Source organism: Streptomyces sp. NPDC104814 (genome assembly GCF_055583185.1).
Genome location: NZ_JBVJOL010000003.1, coordinates 222,478 through 239,991, shown reverse-complemented (window position 1 = coordinate 239,991; position 17,514 = coordinate 222,478). Strand labels below are relative to the sequence as shown.

Genomic DNA, 17,514 nt, shown 5'->3' with positions numbered 1-17,514 from the left:
GGTGCGGCGGTTGTCCACAGGCAGGGGCTCGCAGTCGTATCAATGCGACCGGCGTCACCTCCGGGCCGGTACCGCCTGTGGGAATGGCGGCCCCCTCACGTACGTTCTCCCCTCAGCGAGCACCTGATCCCCGAGCCCGCCGAAGGAGCGCCAAGACATGCTGGGCACTGTGACGATGTACAGCACCACGTGGTGCGGCTACTGCCGCCGGCTGAAGAGCCAGATGGACCGCGAGGGCATCGCGTACACCGAGATCAACATCGAGCAGGACCCGGAGTCCGCGGCTTTCGTGGAGAAGGCGAATGGCGGAAACCAGACGGTGCCGACCGTGCTGTTCCCGGACGGTTCGACGCTGACGAACCCGTCGCTGGCCCAGGTGAAGCAGAAGATCGGCGCCTGACCGCTCTGCGGATCCCGCAACGCTACAGACGCACGAAGGGCGGCCCCTGAGAGAGCTCAGGGGCCGCCCTCGGTGCGTCACACGCCGCGCGTCGGGAGCGGCTTGCCGTACCACAGCTCGATCAGGCGGGCGGCGATGGAGATGCCGTAGGGGGGCAGGACCTCGCCGGACTCGAAGGCGGCCGTCAGCTCGTCGCGGGAGAACCAGCGGGCCTCATGGATCTCGTCGCCATCGACGTCGATGGCGGTCGAGGTGGCATGGGCCATGAAGCCGAGCATCAGGCTGGACGGGAACGGCCAGGGCTGGCTGGCGACGTACTCCACGGGCCCGACGCTGACACCGACCTCCTCGTGGACCTCGCGGCGCACGGCGGCCTCGATGGATTCGCCGGGCTCGACGAAACCGGCCAGCGTGGAGAAGCGGCCCTCGGGCCAGTGCACCTGCCGGCCGAGCAGGATGCGGTCCTCCTCGTCCGTGACCGCCATGATCACGGCCGGGTCGGTACGCGGGTAGTGCTCGGCACCGCACGCCTGGCAGCGGCGGATGTGCCCGGCGGCGGCGATGACGGTGCGCTCGCCGCAGCGCGAGCAGAAGCGGTGGGTGCGCTGCCAGTTCTCCAGGCCGACGGCGTGCACCATCAGCCCCGCGTCGCGGGGGGAGAGCAGCAGCCCGGCCTCGCGCAGGCCGGCCGGGCGCGCGGACTGGTCGATCCGTCCGGGCAGCGCGTCCTTCTGCAGGGCGAAGTAGCTGACGCCGTCCTCGTCGGTGCCGAGGAAGTAGCGGTGCGCCTCGGTGAGGGGGGCCTCGAACGAGGGCGTCATGACGAGCTCGGTGCGGCCGTCGGGCGTCTCGTCGATGAGGACCTGGCCGCCGGAGACCACGAAACAGCGCGTCGAGGGGTGGCTCCACGCCGCAGCGAGCCAGGCCTCGTCGAGCCGGTGGTGGGCGGCCCGGTCGATGCCGCTGGGCGCGGTGAGCGAGATGGGTCGGTCTGCGGTGCGGTCGGTCCAGGTGGTCACGGGTGCTTCCAACTCCCCCGGTGGAACGGTTTGGGTCGGCGGGCGGTTCAGCGGTTCGTACGGCGGTGGTTCAGCGGTTCGTACGGCATGCGGCGACCGGGTCCGGGCGGGCTCGGCGGGCGGTCCCTACAGTGTGCCCCCGGCGCGAGGGCGTCCGGGCGGCTGCGCCGGCGTCAGGGCGCATCGCGCAGGCCGGCCGCGAGCTCGCTCCACAGGTAGGCGCTGGTCTCGACGCCTTTGAGGAGCAGATCCAGCTCGACCTTCTCGTTCGGGGCGTGCCAGCCGTCGGACGGGACGGAGATGCCGAGGAAGAGCACCGGGGCGCCGAGGACCTCCTGAAGGTCGGCGGCCGGTCCGGAGCCGCCCTCGCGCGTGAAGCGGACGGGCTGTTCGAAGGCGCGGCTCATGGCCCGTACGACGGACCGCAGCGCCGGGTGGTCCAGCGGGGTCAGGCACGGGCGCGTGGCGCCGCCGAAGGTGATCTCCAGGCGGATCCCGGCGGGCACCTGGTCGGCGGCCCAGGCACGGACCACCTTCTCGATGTGGGCGGGGTCCTGACCGGCGACCATCCGGAAGGAAAGCTTCACCATCGCCGACGACGGGATGATCGTCTTGCTGCCGGGGCCCTGGTAGCCGCCGCCGATGCCGTTGACCTCGGCGGTGGGGCGGGCCCAGATGCGCTCCAGGGTGGAGTAGCCGGCCTCGCCGTGGGCGGCGTGCGACTTGGCCGTGCCCAGCCAGCGCTGCTCGTCGAAGGGCAGCTCGGCGAACAGCTCGCGCTCGCGGTCGGTCAGCTCCACGACACCGTCGTAGAAGCCGGGGATCGCCACGCGTGCGTGCTCGTCGTGCAGGGCGGCGACCAGGCGGGCGGCGGCGGTGGCCGGGTTGGGTACGGCGCCGCCGAAGGAACCGGAGTGGATGTCCTGGTCCGGGCCGTGCAGACGGATCTCGCACTCGGCGAGGCCGCGCATGCCGGTGCACACGGTCGGGGTGTCCTCGGCCCACATGCCGGTGTCGGAGACGATCACCGCGTCGGCGGCGAGCCGGGCGGCGCGCTCCTCGACCAGGGCGCGGAAGTGCGGGGAGCCGGACTCCTCCTCGCCCTCGATCAGCAGCTTGAGGTGGACGGCCGGGGCGGTCCGGCCGGTCGCGGCGAGATGGGCGCGCACTCCGAGGGTGTGGAAGAAGACCTGGCCCTTGTCGTCGGCGGCGCCTCGCGCGTACAGGCGGCCGTCGCGCACGACCGGCTCGAACGGCTCGGTGTCCCAGCCGTCCTCGCGGGCGGCGGGCTGCACGTCGTGATGGCCGTAGACGAGGACGGTGGGGGCGTGGGGGTCGTCACAGGGCCACTCGGCGAAGACGGCGGGCGCGCCCTCGGTCGGCCAGACCTCGGCGGTCGGGAAGCCGGTCTCCTTCAGCTGAGCGACGAGCCAGTCGGCGCTGCGTCGTACATCGTGAGCGTGGTCGGGCTGAGCCGACACGGACGGGATGCGCAGCCACGCGGCGAGGTCGTCGAGGAAGGCGGCACGGTGCTGCTCGATGTACTGGCGGACGGCGCTGTCCGGGGTCTGGCTCATGGTCACGAGCCTATCGGCACCGAGTGACATCCTGGTTGGGCGGTTCGTCACACCTTCACGTGCGCGTGACGGCCTCGGCGGCCGGTTCCGCCGTCAGCAGCCGCTCCAGCGCGGCCCGGTCCGGCAGATCGTCCGGCCGCACGACCTGCCCGGTGCGCACGTACAGGAACGCGGCCGTGACCGATGCCACATCGACGCCCTGCTGCTCGGCCCAGGCCAGCCGGTAGACGGCGAGCTGGAGGGGGTCGGCGTCGCGGTGGCGGTTGGTCTTCCAGTCGACGATCTCGTACGTCGCGTCGTCCCCGTCGCCGTTCTTGTAGACGGCGTCGATCCGGCCGCGGATCACGCGTCCGGCCAGGGACAGCTGGAAGGGCGCCTCCACGCGGTAGGGGGTGCGGTGGGCGTACTCGGTGCGTTCGAAGGCGTCCTTGAGGGCCTGCAAGTCGCGTTCGTCGGCGATCTCGGCATCACTGCCGGGCAGCTCGTCCGGCTCCAGCAGGGGCAGCGTCAGCGCCTCGAAGCGCGCCTCCACCCACGCGTGGAAGCGGGTGCCCCGGCGGGCGGCGGGCTGCGGCGGACGCGGCATGGGCCGCGCGAGCTCCTGCGCGAAACCGTCCGGGTCGGCGGCCAGGCGCAGCAGCTGCGAGGCGGTCAGCGACGCGGGCAGGGGTACGTCGGTGACGGCCTCACGGGCGCGCAGCAGCTCACCGGTGAGGGCGTCGAGATCGCGGTCCCAGGACGCGACGACGCGGGCCTCCTCAGGGGTGAGGGGATCCTCGTGGGGTTGCGCCGGGCCGTGCGGGGCCGGCTCGCCGGCCCGGGGACCGGTGGTGGCCGGGGGCTCGGTCGCCGTCGCCTGATGGGGCACCGTCGGACGTTCGGCGGGCCACGCGTCCCAGTCGGCGTCGTCCGGGAACGGGCCCGGTTCGTCGTACGGCGGCTCACCGTCGGCCGGGTCCTCGCCGGGCAGCTCGTCGTACGGCGGCTCGTCGTACGGCGGCTCGTCCGGGGGCAGCGGCCAGTCCGGGTCGTCGTAGGTGTCCGGGTCGTGCGCGGCCGTCGCCTCGCCCGCGGCGAGGGCGTCGAGGTGGGCGAGGACCGTCTCCGCGGCGGCCCGGCGGCGGGCGAGGGCGGCCTCGTCCAGGGGCAGCGGCCATGCCTGCTCGATCCCGGCCCGCTGCAGGGCGGGGTTCTCCTCGTCCTCCTCCGGCTCGTCCGCCCACACCTCGATCTCGCCGTACCCGGCGGCGCAGTGCTCGTACAGGGCGAGCAGGAAGTCGGACGGGCCGCGCCGCTTCTTCTGGGTGGGGCCCCACCAGTGGCCGGAGCCCAGCAGCAAGGAACGGGGCCTGGTGAAGGTGACGTAGCCGAGACGGAGTTCCTCGGTGTGCTGGTGCTCCTTCATGGCCTCGTGGAAGGCCTTCATGCCGCGCGCGTCCCACGCCGGCACGTCGGGCAGGGTGTCGGTGTCGCCGCGCAGGGCGTGCGGCAGCACCTTGGCCTGCGCGGTCCACTTCTCGCGCCCCTGCCCGCTGGGGAAGGTGCCGGTGACCAGGCCGGGCACGGCGACGACGTCCCACTCCAGGCCCTTGGACTTGTGCGCGGTGAGCACCTTGACGGTGTTCTCCCCGCCGGGCAGGGCGTTGTCGAGCCCCTTTTCGTACTGGGCGGCGGTGCGCAGGAAGCCGAGGAACGCCAGCAGGGTGGCCTCGCTGTCGTTGGCGGCGAAGGAGGCCGCCACGTCGAGGAAGTTGGACAGCGTCTCGCGGCGGCGGGCGGCCAGCGCGTGCGGGGACGCCGACAGCTCCACCTCCAGGCCGGTGACGGCGAGGACCCGGTGCAGGACGTCCATGAGCGGGTCGGACAGGGAGCGGCGCAGGTCGCGCAGTTCGGCGGCGAGGCGGGCGAAACGCACGCGCGCGTCCGGCGAGAACGGCAGCCCGTCGTCGCCCTCCGCCAGGGGGGTCTCCAGGAAGGTGTCGAGGGCGTCCGCGAGGGATATCACCTCCGCGGGGTCGACTCCTTCGACCGCTTCGGCGAGGCGCCGGTCCGGGTCGTCACCGTCCCCCACGCGCGTGGGGGACACGAGCCGCCGGGCGCGCCGGCCGAGCAGCGCCAGGTCGCGGGGGCCGATGCGCCAGCGCGGCCCGGTGAGCAGGCGCACCAGGGCGGCGTTGGCGCCGGGGTCCTGGAGGACCTCGCACACGGCGACCAGGTCGGCCACCTCCGGCAGGTGCAGCAGGCCGGACAGGCCGACGACCTCCACGGGGACGTCACGGGCGACGAGCGCGCCCTGGATCTCGGCGAAGTCGTTCGCCGTACGGCACAGGACGGCGATCTCCCCGGGCGGGGTGCCGGTGTGGACGAGATGGGCGATCGAGCCGGCGATCCAGTCGATCTCCTCGGCGTGGGTGGGCAGCAGGGCGCAGCGGACCATGCCGTCGCGTTCGGCGCCCGGGGCCGGGCGCAGGGCCTCCACGCCCGCGTGCATCGCGCGCAGCGGCTCGGCGAGGTGGTTGGCGAGGTCGAGGAGGCGGCCGCCGCTGCGGCGGTTCTCGCTGAGCGCCTGCCGGGTGGCGGGGCGGCCGTCGGCGCGGCGGAAGTGGTCGGGGAAGTCGTCGAGGTTGGCGACGGAGGCGCCGCGCCAGCCGTAGATGGCCTGGCAGGGGTCGCCGACGGCGGTGACCGGATGCCCGCTGCCGCCGCCGAAGAGACCGGCGAGCATCACGCGCTGGGCGACGGAGGTGTCCTGGTACTCGTCGAGGAGCACCACGCGGAACTCCTCGCGCAGCAGGCGGCCCACCTCGGGCAGCTCCCCGAGCTGTGCGGCCAGCGCGATCTGGTCGCCGAAGTCGAGCAGATCGCGTTCGCGTTTGGCGCTGCGGTAGCGCCGGACCAGGTCGGTCAGTTCGCGGCGGGCGGCGGCGGTCTCGGGGACCTTGCGCAGGTCGGCGTTGGAGAGCTTGGCGCCCTGGAGGGTGAGCAGCAGTCCGGCGTCGTGGGCGCGCAGCGACTCGGGGCGTACGAGGTGTTCGGCCAGCTCGGCGTCCAGCGCGAGCAGGTCGCTGACGAGGTCGGGGAAGGAGCGGGTGAGCGCCGGGTAGGGGCCGGGTGCCTCGCGCAGGACCCGCGCGGCGAGCTGGTAGCGGCTGGCGTCGGCGAGCAGGCGGGAGGTCGGCTCCAGGCCGAGGCGCAGGCCGTGGTCGGTCAGCAGGCGGCCGGCGAAGGCGTGGTAGGTGGAGATCACCGGCTCGCCGGGCGGGTTGTCCGGGTCGATGACGTCGGGGTCGGTGACGCCTGCCTTGATCAGTGCCTTACGGACGCGTTCGGCGAGTTCGCCGGCGGCCTTGTTGGTGAACGTCAGGCCCAGGACCTGCTCGGGGGCGACCTGGCCGGTGCCGACCAGCCACACCACGCGCGCCGCCATCACCGTCGTCTTGCCGGACCCGGCGCCGGCCACGATCACCTGCGGGGCGGGCGGCGCGGTGATGCAGGCCGTCTGCTCCGGGGTGAACGGGATGCCGAGGAGCTCCTTGAGCTGCTCGGGATCGGTGATACGTGCGGACACATCGAGAGAGGCTAGCGGCGGGCACTGACAGCGGGGGCCCAGCGCACCTTCCGTGACAGAAGAAGCGCAGGTCAGCACGGGAGGTGCGCTACGTCACGCGCCTTGTCCGTACGTCACGCGACTCACTCCACGACGTGGCGGCCCTCGGGGCGGGCGCTGCACGAGGCACGGAACGCGCAGTGGGTGCAGTGCTGGCCGGCGCTCGGCGCGAACCGTTCGTCGAGCACCTTGCCGGCCGCGGTCGCCAGCAGCTCACCGACCCACTCCCCCTCCAGCGGCTGCTGCGCCTGCACCTTCGGCAGCGCCTCACCGCCGTCCCGTTTCGCGGCCCCCTGCCGCAGCTGGACCAGCTCCGCGCCGCCCGGCTCGGGGCGCACCCCGTCGAAGACCTCGTCGACGGCGCCCTCGCGGACGGCGAGCTGGTAGACGGCGAGCTGCGGGTGGCGGGCGACGTCGGCCGAGCTCGGGGCCTGCTTGCCGGTCTTGAAGTCGACGACGTAGGCCCGGCCGTTCCCGTCGGCCTCGACGCGGTCCATCTGACCGCGGACGCGCACCGCGTACTCGCCCGCCTCCAGGGTGACGTCGAAGTCGTGCTCGCTGGCGACCGGGGTGCGGCCGGCGCGGTCCATGACGTGCCACTGCAGGAAACGCTCCAGCGCCACGCGCGCGTTGTCCTTCTCCTGCTGCGACTTCCACGGCGCGTCGAAGGCGAGCGCGTTCCACACCGTCTCCAGGCGTTCCATCAGCACGGCGAGGTCGGCCGGGGTGTGCCCGGAGGCGACCTCGTCGGCGAGGACGTGGACGACGTTGCCGAAGCCCTGGGCGGCGGTCGCCGGGGCGTCGGCCTTGACCTCGCGGCCCAGGAACCACTGCAGGGCGCACGTGTTGGCGAGCTGGTCCAGCGCGCTGCCGGACAGCACGACGGGCTGGTCACGGTCGCGCAGCGGCACCTTGGACTCGGTCGGGTCCCACATGCCCCACCAGCGATAGGGGTGGGCAGACGGCACCAGGGGGCGGCCGTCCTCGTCGGCGAGCGCGGCGAGGCGGGCCAGGCGCTGCGCGGCGGCCTGACGCAGAGCGTCCGAGACCCGCGGGTCGACCGTGATGGCCCGCAATTCGGCGACCAGGGCGGCGACCGACAGGGGGCGGCGCGGCCGGCCGGTGACGTCCTTGGGCTCGACGCCGAGCTCGGTGAGGAAACGAGAGGGCTGGTCGCCGTCGTCGGCGGGGGCCTTCACCGCGGTGACGACAAGGCGTTCACGCGCGCGTGTGGCGGCGACGTAGAACAGGCGGCGCTCCTCGGCGAGCAGCGCGGCCGGGGTGAGGGGCTGGGCGAGACCGTCACGGCCGATGCGGTCGGCCTCCAGCAGGGAGCCGCGCCGTCGCAGGTCCGGCCACAGTCCCTCCTGGACGCCCGCGACGACCACCAGGCGCCACTCCAGTCCCTTGGAGCGGTGCGCGGTCATCAGGCGGACGGCGTCCGTGCGCACCGCGCGCCGGGTGAGGGTATCGGCGGCGATGTCCTCCGCGTCGATCTGCTCGAGGAAGTTCAGCGCGCCCCGGCCGCCGGTGCGCTCCTCCGCGCGTGCGGCGGTCGCGAACAGCGCGCACACCGCGTCCAGGTCGCGGTCGGCGTTGCGGCCGGCCGCGCCGCCGCGCCGGGCGGCCCGCTCCAGACGTCCGGGCCAGGGCGTGCCCTCCCACAGGTCCCACAGCGCCTCCTCGGCGGTGCCCCCTCCGGCGAGCCGCTCGCGGGCCTTGCGCAGCAGCGCGCCGAGGCGCTGGGCGCCCCGCGCGTACGTCGGGTCGTGCACGGCGAGGCGTTCGGGCTCGGCGAGGGCGCGGGCGAGCAGCTCGTCGGAGGGCGGCGGCAGCGGATTGCCTGCGGCGCGCTCCTCCTCGCGCAGCGCGCGCCCGAGGCGGCGCAGGTCGGCGGCGTCCATACCGGCGAGCGGCGAGGCGAGCAGGGTGAGAGCGGTCTCGGTGTCGAGCCAGCAGGGGGCGGGGCGGGATGCGGTACCTGCCTCTTCGGGGCCGGCACCGCTCTCGTCGTCGCCGCCTGGCGCCGGGGCTTCCGTGGTTTCCGCGACGCCGTCCGCCGCGTCAGCCGGGACAACAGCCCCTGCGACGCTCTCCGTCGGGTCAGCCGTGACCGCGCCCTCCGCGACGCTCTTGGTCACGTCAGCCGTGACCGCGCCCTCCGCCCCGTCATCGGCGATGTCCACGGCGTCCGCGCCGTCCGCGCCGTCCGTCCCTGCCCCGGCCACCGCCGTGTCACCGGGCATGTCCGCGCCGTCGGTCCCTGCCCCGGCCTCGGCCGTGGCCACCGCCCGCAGGGCCGCCAGCAGCGGCGCCACGGCCGGTTCGTGCCGCAGGGGCAGGTCGTCGCCGTCGATGTCCAGCGGGACGCCGGCGGCGGTGAGGGCGCGGCGGACCGCCGGGATGGTCCGCGCACCCGCACGCACCAGGACGGCCATGTCACGCCACGGAACGCCGTCCTCCAGATGGGCGCGACGCAGGATGTCGGCGATGTTGTCCAGTTCCGTGCCGGACGTCGGATACGTGTACACCTCGACGCGACCGCCGTCGTGCACCGGCGTCAGCTCGCGGTGGGCCCGCACCTTCTCGGCGGGCAGCCGGGTGAGCGGCATCCGCTGGGTGATCAGCCGGGTGGCGGCGAGCAGGGCCGCTCCGGAGCGCCGGGAGGTGCGCAGCACCGCGACGGGGGCGGGGCGGCCGTCCGCGCGCGGGAAGGTGTGCGGGAAGTCGAGGATGCCGTTCACATCGGCGCCCCGGAAGGCGTAGATCGACTGGTCCGGGTCGCCGAAGGCCACGAGGTCGCGGCCGCCTCCGGCGAGCGCGCGCAGCAGCCGTACCTGCGCGGGGTCGGTGTCCTGGTACTCGTCGACGTACACGGCGTCGTACCGGGTGGCCAGCTCGCGGGCGACCTCCGGGCGGCGGGCGAGGAGCACCGCGCGGTGGACCAGTTCGGCGTAGTCGAGGACGCCCTGCAGGTCGAGCACGTCCAGGTACTCGGCGAGGAACGCGGCAGCCGCCCGCCAGTCGGGGCGCCCGATGCGGCGGGCGAAGGCGTCCAGGGCATCGGGCCCGAGTCCGAGCTCCCGGCTGCGGGCGAGGACGGCGCGGACCTCGTCGGCGAAGCCGCGCGTGGTCAGGCAGGCGCGCAGTTCGTCCGGCCAGCGCACATGCGCGAGACCGAGCTTCTCCAGGTCGATCTCGCCGGCGAGCAGCTCGCGGACGGTGACGTCCTGCTCGGGGCCGGACAGCAGCCGCAGCGGCTCGGCGAACAGCTCGCTGTCCTGGTGGGCGCGGACAAGGGCGTAGCAGAAGGAGTGGAAGGTGGTCGCCTGGGGGGCGCGGGCCGCTCCCATGCGCAGCGCCATGCGGTCGCGCAGCTCGACGGCGGCCTTGCGGCTGAACGTCAGCACGAGCACGCGCGCGGGGTCACCGCCGCGGGCGACCCGGGCGGCCACGGACTCGACGAGGGTGGTGGTCTTTCCGGTGCCGGGACCTGCGAGGACGAGCAGCGGGCCGGTCTCGTGGTCAACCACGGCGCGCTGGGCGGCGTCCAGACGAGGGGGGTCCGGGCGCTGGGGCGGGGTACGCAGGAGTCGATAGGCGCCACGGCTCCCCTGGCGCACCTGGGGGTGCGGCAGGCGCCTGATGGAGGAAGAGGAGCTCACGTGGTTCGCCGGTCCTGGTGGGTGTGCTGGAGGTGCGGCCACCCGCGTGCGCGTGGTGGAGGCCGCGGGCCGAGGGGGACGCGCGCAGGCGACGCTACGCCGGACCGTCGGGCGGAAGCAGGACTTCCGCTTCTTCCCGTCCGACGCTCATGCCACGCGTGTCCCTCATCCCTCGAACGTACGTCATGCCACGCTCGTGCCCTTGTTCACCCATACGGGTCACATGTCACACAGGGGCGCGCCGCATGGCGGAAGCTGTCAGATGTGAGCGTCAGCGCGTCCGCCGCCGTCCCACCGCGCGCGTTTCATGTCGAGGCGCGGCAGATGGCCCTGCGCGGCCCGGCTCGCCTGCTTCAGCGGTGTGCCCTCTTCGCGGTAGTGCGCGAGCGCCCGCAGCTCGTGCCCCGGCAGCAGCGCCCCGTCGGACCGCACGACGCGCCACCAGGGGACGGCGCCGCCGTACAGGGACATCACCCGGCCGACCTGGCGGGGACCGCCCTCCTCCAGCCACTCGGCGACGTCTCCGTACGTCATGACGCGGCCCGGCGGGATCAGCTCGGCGACCTCGAGGACCCGCTCGGCGTACTCCGGGAGCGCGCCGGCGTCCTCGGGGCGGCCGGCGTCCTGCGCACGGGCGTCGTCCGGCTGGCTCTGCTCGCTCATTCGTCCCATCCTGCACCACCCCACCGACAGCGTGACCGGGACCGTACGGTGGGTGACCCTCGCCCCCGGGCGGTGCTTCCGGCAGACTGTGCGCCCCCGCATCTGCACCCTGATGCCCCCGTGTGTCGGTGGGGCATGCCACCATCGTGCGGGCGGTGACCGGTGATACGAGATCAAGAAGAGGCGATGAAGCAGCAGGGCGTGCACCCCGGGGACGCGGAGGGCACCTCTGACGCTGCGTCGCGCCCGGGCACCGGCGGCAGCGGCGACCAGAGCGGCGGGCCCGCCGACGCAGGCGAGGGCGGCAGGCCGGTGAGCGCCGGCAAGGACGGCGAGCCCGCGCCCACGGGCGAGGGACCGGAACCGGCGCACACCGACGAGGTCGCCGAGCCCACGAGCGCCGACCAGGGCGACGAGCCCGCCGACGGCGACCGGCCCGTGCGGCACACGAAGGGCGCGACCACCCCGGACGCCTCACGCGGCGGTGACGAGGCTGGTGACGTGACGCACATCGACGAGGTGGAGGGCGACGAACCGCTGCTCCCCGCGCGCGTGCACCGCCCCTCCGACCTGATGCGGCTGGCGGTGGGCGTCCTCGCCGTCATCGTTCTGCTGGGCATCGCCGCGTTCGCCCACGGCACCACCTCCGGCCTCGAACAGGACATCAACAAGGGCACCGGGCAGGCGCCCGACCTGCTCATCAAGATCGCCGGCCTGGCCTCCAGCATCGCGATCCTGCTGGTGCCCGTCGCGTTCGCGATCGAGCGGCTGATCAAGCGGGACGGGCTGCGCATCGCGGACGGCGTCCTCGCCGCCGTCCTGGCACACGGCGTCACTCTGGCCACCGACCTGTGGGTCGCCAAGGCCGCCCCCGGCTCCATCCAGGAGGCGCTTACCCAGCCCTCCCCCGGCGACATCCACGCCCTGACCGACCCGGTCCACGGCTACCTCGCCCCGGTCATCGCCTACATGACCGCCGTCGGCATGTCCCGCAGGCCGCGCTGGCGGGCCGTGCTGTGGATCGTGCTGCTCCTCGACGCCTTCTCGATGCTCGTCACGGGGTACACGACACCGTTCTCGATCATCCTGACGGTGCTCATCGGCTGGACCGTGGCCTACGGCACCCTGTACGCGGTCGGCTCCCCCAACGTCCGCCCCACCGGCCGCACCCTGATGGCCGGCCTGCGGACCGTCGGCTTCCACCCCGTCAGCGCAGCCCGCGAGGAGACGCCGGAGACCGCCGAGAACGGCGACCGGGGCCGGCGTTACTTCGTCACGCTGGAGGACGGCCCGCCGCTGGACGTCACGGTCGTCGACCGCGAACAGCAGGCCCAGGGCTTCTTCTACCGCGCCTGGCGCAATCTGACGCTGCGCGGTTTCGCCACCCGCAGCAGCCTGCAGTCGCTGCGCCAGGCCCTGGAGCAGGAGGCGCTGCTCGCCTACGCCGCGATCGCCGCCGGCGCCAACGCGCCCAAGCTGATCGCCACCTCCGAGCTCGGACCCGACGCCGTCATGCTCGTCTACGAGCACAGCGGCGGACGCACGCTGGACTCGCTGGCCGACGAGGAGATCACCGACGAGCTGCTGCTCAACGCCTGGCACCAGGTGCGCGCCCTGCAGTCGCGGCGCATCGCGCACCGCAGGCTCGCCGGTGACGCCATTCTGGTGGATCGTTCCGGCAGGGTGATCCTGACCGACCTGCGCGGTGGCGAGATCGCGGCCGGGGATCTGCTGCTGCGCATGGACGTCGCCCAGCTGGTGACCACACTCGGCCTGCGGGTGGGCGCCGAGCGGGCGGTGGCGTCCGCGGTGAGCGTCCTCGGGCCCGACACCGTGGCCGACTGCCTGCCGATGCTGCAGCCGATCGCGCTGACCCGCTCCACGCGCGCGACGCTGCGCAGGCTGGCACGCGAGCGTGCCCAGCGCGAGCGCGACGCGGTCCTGGCCGCGGCCAAACACGCCAAGGAGGCACGCGCCGAAGCCGCCCACGAAGGGGGCGCGGCCCTGCCGGACCAGGCCGACAAGAAGGCCGTACGGGCGCATGCGCGGGCCGAGAAACGCGCCGTCGACGAGGCGCTGGAGGAAGCGCGCGAGGAAGCCCGCGAGGAGGATCTGCTCAGCCAGATCCGCCACGAAGTCCTGTTGATCAGGCCGCAGGCGCCGGTCGAGCCCGCCCGCTTGGAGCGGGTGCGGCCCCGCACGCTGATCAGCTTCATCGCCGGCGCCATCGGCGCGTACTTCCTGCTCACCCAGCTCACCCACATCGAGTTCGGGCCGCTCGTCGCCAACGCCCAGTGGGGCTGGGTCGCCGCGGCCGTGCTCTTCTCCGCACTGAGCTACGTCGCCGCGGCGATGAGCCTGCTGGGCTTCGTGCCCGAGCGGGTGCCCTTCCCGCGGACGGTGGCCGCACAGGTCGCCGGGTCCTTCGTCAAGATCGTGGCGCCCGCCGCGGTCGGCGGTGTCGCGCTGAACACCCGCTTCCTGCAGCGCCAAGGGGTACGGCCCGGGCTCGCGGTGGCGAGCGTCGGCGCCTCGCAGCTGTTCGGGCTCGGCGCGCACATCCTGATGCTGCTGTCGTTCGGCTATCTGACGGGCACCGAGAAGACGCCCTCGCTGTCGCCGTCCCGCACGGTCATCGCGGGTCTGCTGACCGTCGCGGTCCTCGTCCTCGTCGTGACGTCGGTGCCGTTCCTGCGGAAGTTCATCGTCACGCGCGTGCGGTCGCTGTTCGCGGGTGTCATCCCGCGCATGCTGGACGTGCTCCAGCGGCCCCAGAAGCTCGTCACCGGCATCGGCGGCATGCTGCTGCTCACCGCCTGCTTCGTGATGTGCCTGGACGCCTCCATCCGCGCCTTCGGTGACGGCTCGGCCTCGCTGAGCATCGCCAGCGTCGCCGTCGTCTTCCTGGCCGGCAACGCGCTCGGCTCGGCAGCGCCCACCCCGGGCGGTGTGGGTGCCGTCGAGGCGTCCCTGACGCTGGGCCTGATCGCCGTCGGTCTGCCGAAGGAGGTCGCGGCGCCCGCCGTGCTGCTGTTCCGGCTGCTCACGCTGTGGATTCCGGTCCTGCCGGGCTGGCTGGCGTTCAACCAGCTCACGCGCAAGGGAGCGCTGTAGGACTCGTAGGGCCGGCCCTGGGCGCAGTGCGGCGGACCCCGCATGGCCCCCAAGGGGATGGGGGCCGCCTCTCGTCCCCCCAACGGCCCGCGCCCCGCGCGCGTGGGCGCACGTGACCGCACGATGGGATCATGCCCAACCCCTCCCGGCTGCGCGCCGCCGCCCTGACCGCCACCGCCCTGCTGCTGTCGGCAGCCCTGACCGCCTGCGGTGACGGCACCAAGGACGAGGACCTGACGGATCAGAAGCTGAGCTGGAAGGACTGTCCCGCTCCCTCGCAGGCGGAGGGCGGTGGCAACGCTCCCTCTCCGCTGCCGAACGGCGGTCAGTGGCAGTGCGCGACCATGAAGGCGCCCCTCGACTGGGCCAAGCCCAAGGGCGACACGATCGGCATCGCGCTGATCCGGGCCAGGACCAGCGGTCCGCAGAACCGGCGCATCGGCTCGCTGCTCTTCAACTTCGGCGGCCCGGGCGGTTCCGGCGTGACCACGCTGCCGGCCTTCGGCCAGGACTACGCCACCCTGCGCACCCGCTTCGACCTGGTCAGCTTCGACCCGCGCGGGGTGGGCCGCAGCGCACCGGTGAAGTGCGAGAACGACCAACAGCTGGACGCCTACTTCCAGCAGGACGCCACTCCCGACGACGCCGCCGAACGCACGACGTACCTCGACAACACGAAGAACTTCAACGCCGCCTGCGAGCACAACTCCAAGCGGGTTCTGCCGCATGTGCGCACCACGGACGCGGCCCGGGACATGGACCTGATGCGCCAGGTCCTCGGTGACGCCAAGCTGTACTACTTCGGCATCTCCTACGGCACCGAGCTCGGCGGTGTCTACGCCCACCTGTTCCCCCAGCGCGTCGGACGGGCCGTGTTCGACGCGGTCGTCGACCCGACGCAGAACGCCGAGCAGGGCTCGCTCGGCCAGGCCAAGGGCTTCCAGCTCGCCCTGGACAACTTCGCGAAGGACTGCACCTCCAAGACGGAGGCCTGCCCGCTCGGGGACACCCCGCAGGCCGTCGAGGACCGCATCGCCAAGCTGCTGACCGACCTCGACCGCAAGCCGATCCCGGGCATCTTCCCCCGCCAGCTGACGCAGACCGCCGCCACCAACGGCATCGCACAGGCCCTGTACTCCAAGGACTTCTGGGAGTACCTCACCGAGGGACTCCAGGAGGCCTACAGCGGCAACGGCAGGATCCTCATGGCCCTGTCCGACTCGATGAACGGGCGCAACGAGAACGGCGAGTACAGCAACATCACCGCCGCCAACATCTCCATCAACTGCGCCGACGACAAGGCGCGCTACACCGCGAACTACGTGCAGCAGAAGCTGCCCTCCTTCCGGGCCGTCTCGCCGCTGTTCGGTGACTTCCTGGCCTGGGGCATGGTCAGCTGCACCGACTGGGCGGTGCCCGGCGCCGCCGACCACCCCGACGTCAGCGCACCCGGCGCGGCCCCGATCCTCGTCGTCGGCAACACCGGCGACCCGGCCACACCGTACGAGGGCGCCCGCAAGATGGTGGAGGCCCTGGGCAAGGGCGTCGGAGTGGAGCTGACGTACAAGGGGCAGGGGCACGGCGCCTACGACAGCAAGAACAAATGCGTGCAGTCCGCGGTCAACGGCTATCTGCTGGACGGCCGGGTGCCGTCGGCCGGAACGGTCTGCTCCTGAGCCGCCACCACCGAAACCCCCAGGTCACAGGGTTATCCACAGGGTCGAACGGGCCCTGCCCGATCAACCTACGATGGCCTGACCGCCGTTCGCCGCCCGGTGCGGACGGTCCACGAGGGGGGTAAGGCACATGGCACGTCCGATCCGGTGGGCGGCGCTCGCCGCCGCCGCCACGCTGCTGCTGTCCGGCTGCGACGGGGGCTCGTCGTCCGAGGGCGGCGGACCCGGGAGGAGCGCGACGCGCCCCTCGGCCGCCGCCCCGGACACGGCAGCGGGATTGCCGGCTGCGCTGACCGCGCAGAAGCTCGACTGGGGCCGCTGCAAGGGCACCGCCGATTCCGTCGCGCCGAGCGGCGAGTGGCAGTGCGCCACGCTGAAGGCACCGCTGGACTGGTCGCGTCCCGGCGGCCGGACGATCGGCCTCGCCCTGATCCGGGCCAGGGCGGACGGCGGCGACCGCATCGGCTCGCTGCTGTTCAACTTCGGCGGGCCGGGCGGATCCGGCGTGGCCGGCATGCCGTCGTACGCGCCACTCGTCTCGCGCCTGCGCGAACACTACGACCTGGTCAGCTGGGATCCGCGCGGAGTGGGTGCGAGCAAGGGCGTGCGCTGCCGCCCGGACCGGCAGATCGAGGCCGCCGAGACGATCGACGCGACGCCGGACACACCGGCCGAGGAGCGGGCCTTCCTCGCGGACGCCACCGCCTTCGGCAAGGGCTGCCGGCAGGCCGCCGGCGAGCTGATGGCGCACGTGTCCACCACCGACACCGCACGCGACATGGACCTGATGCGCCACGTCCTCGGCGACGCGAAGACGCACTACTTCGGCATCTCCTACGGCACCGAGCTGGGCGGCGTCTACGCGCACCTGTTCCCGCGCAACGTGGGCCGGCTGGTCCTCGACGCGGTCGTCGATCCGAGCGCCGACACGGTGGGCCACGCGGAGAACCAGACCCGCGGCTTCCAGCGAGCCCTGGACGACTACCTGAAATCCATCGGCCGGGATCCGAAGCAGGGCACCCGAGAGATCGCCGACCTGCTGAACCGGCTGGACGCCCGTCCGCTGCCCACCGCGTCCGGACGGAAGCTGACCCAGACCCTCGCGGTGACCGGCATCGTCCTGCCGCTGTACAGCAAGGAGAGCTGGCCGAACCTGACCAGCGCCCTCGGCTCGGCCGAACGCGGCGACGGCACGGAACTGCTGTCGCTGGCCGACGGCTACAACGAACGCGACGCCTCGGGCCACTACGGCACCTCGTCCCACTCCCAGCGGCTCATATCCTGCCTGGACGAGAAGCAGCGCCCGACGCCCCAGCAGACGAGGCAGCGCCTGGCCTCCTTCACCCGCATCTCGCCCGTCTTCGGCCCCTTCCTCGCCTGGGACACGGCCGGCTGGTGCCACGACTGGCCGGTCCCGGGCCAGTACGACACACCGCAGGTGAGCGCGACGGGAGCGGCCCCCGTCCTGGTCGTCGGCAACACGGGCGACCCGGCCACCCCGTACGAGGGAGCGCGCCGCATGGCCGACGCGCTCGGCAAGGGCGTCGGCACGCTCCTCACCTGGAAGGGCGAGGGCCACGGGGCGTACGGCAGCGGCAGCGACTGTGTGGACGCGGCGGTGAACGCGTACCTGCTCAACGGCACACTGCCGAAGGCCGGCACGGTCTGCTCATGAAGACGGCGGGGGCCCCGGACGCCGTCGCGGGCACCCGGGACCCCCGCCGCTCACACCAGGGGTACGGCTTGGAGTCAGTACACCGGCAAGTCAGGGCGTCTGCCGCGTGACCTGCTGC

At 73.3% G+C, this 17,514-nt stretch carries 9 protein-coding genes; 4 read left to right on the top strand and 5 right to left on the bottom strand.

Going from position 1 to position 17,514, the window contains the following annotated elements:
* The first annotated feature begins 157 nt into the window (after positions 1-157).
* Positions 158-400: a mycoredoxin gene (locus ACZ64A_RS14175; protein WP_003992805.1), complete on the top strand. Its 243-nt coding sequence runs from the start codon at positions 158-160 to the stop codon at positions 398-400.
* 77 nt (positions 401-477) lie between these two features.
* On the opposite strand, the gene nudC is transcribed toward ACZ64A_RS14175, so the two are convergent.
* The 5 genes from nudC to ACZ64A_RS14150 form a co-directional block, all read right to left on the bottom strand.
* Complete coding sequence (gene nudC, locus ACZ64A_RS14170; RefSeq protein WP_469810455.1) at positions 478-1,419, bottom strand: NAD(+) diphosphatase; 942 nt, start codon at positions 1,417-1,419, stop codon at positions 478-480.
* Between the two features lie 173 nt (positions 1,420-1,592).
* Entirely contained in the window at positions 1,593-2,996 is a 1,404-nt protein-coding gene (locus tag ACZ64A_RS14165; RefSeq protein ID WP_469810454.1) for a dipeptidase, read from the bottom strand.
* Between the two features lie 55 nt (positions 2,997-3,051).
* Positions 3,052-6,564 (bottom strand): UvrD-helicase domain-containing protein, encoded by a 3,513-nt coding sequence (locus tag ACZ64A_RS14160; RefSeq protein ID WP_469810452.1) that lies wholly within the window; start codon positions 6,562-6,564, stop codon positions 3,052-3,054.
* Positions 6,565-6,686: 122 nt separating this feature from the next.
* Positions 6,687-10,268 carry an ATP-dependent helicase gene (locus ACZ64A_RS14155; protein WP_469810451.1) on the bottom strand — a complete coding sequence of 1,194 codons (3,582 nt, stop codon included), beginning with the start codon at positions 10,266-10,268 and terminating at the stop codon, positions 6,687-6,689.
* A gap of 258 nt (positions 10,269-10,526) precedes the next feature.
* Entirely contained in the window at positions 10,527-10,931 is a 405-nt protein-coding gene (locus tag ACZ64A_RS14150) for an MGMT family protein (protein WP_469810449.1), read from the bottom strand.
* Between the two features lie 186 nt (positions 10,932-11,117).
* Between ACZ64A_RS14150 and ACZ64A_RS14145 the strand changes: the two genes are divergently transcribed.
* The 3 genes from ACZ64A_RS14145 to ACZ64A_RS14135 all read left to right on the top strand — a co-directional run bounded on the left by ACZ64A_RS14145 (position 11,118) and on the right by ACZ64A_RS14135 (position 17,396).
* A complete protein-coding gene (locus tag ACZ64A_RS14145; RefSeq protein WP_469810448.1) occupies positions 11,118-14,045 on the top strand; it encodes a lysylphosphatidylglycerol synthase transmembrane domain-containing protein in 2,928 nt (975 codons plus the stop codon).
* A 131-nt stretch (positions 14,046-14,176) separates the two neighbouring features.
* Positions 14,177-15,721, top strand: coding sequence for an alpha/beta hydrolase (locus tag ACZ64A_RS14140; protein ID WP_469810447.1), 1,545 nt, complete (start codon positions 14,177-14,179; stop codon positions 15,719-15,721).
* A 130-nt stretch (positions 15,722-15,851) separates the two neighbouring features.
* Positions 15,852-17,396: an alpha/beta fold hydrolase gene (locus ACZ64A_RS14135; protein ID WP_469810446.1), complete on the top strand. Its 1,545-nt coding sequence runs from the start codon at positions 15,852-15,854 to the stop codon at positions 17,394-17,396.
* Positions 17,397-17,514: the final 118 nt, after the last annotated feature.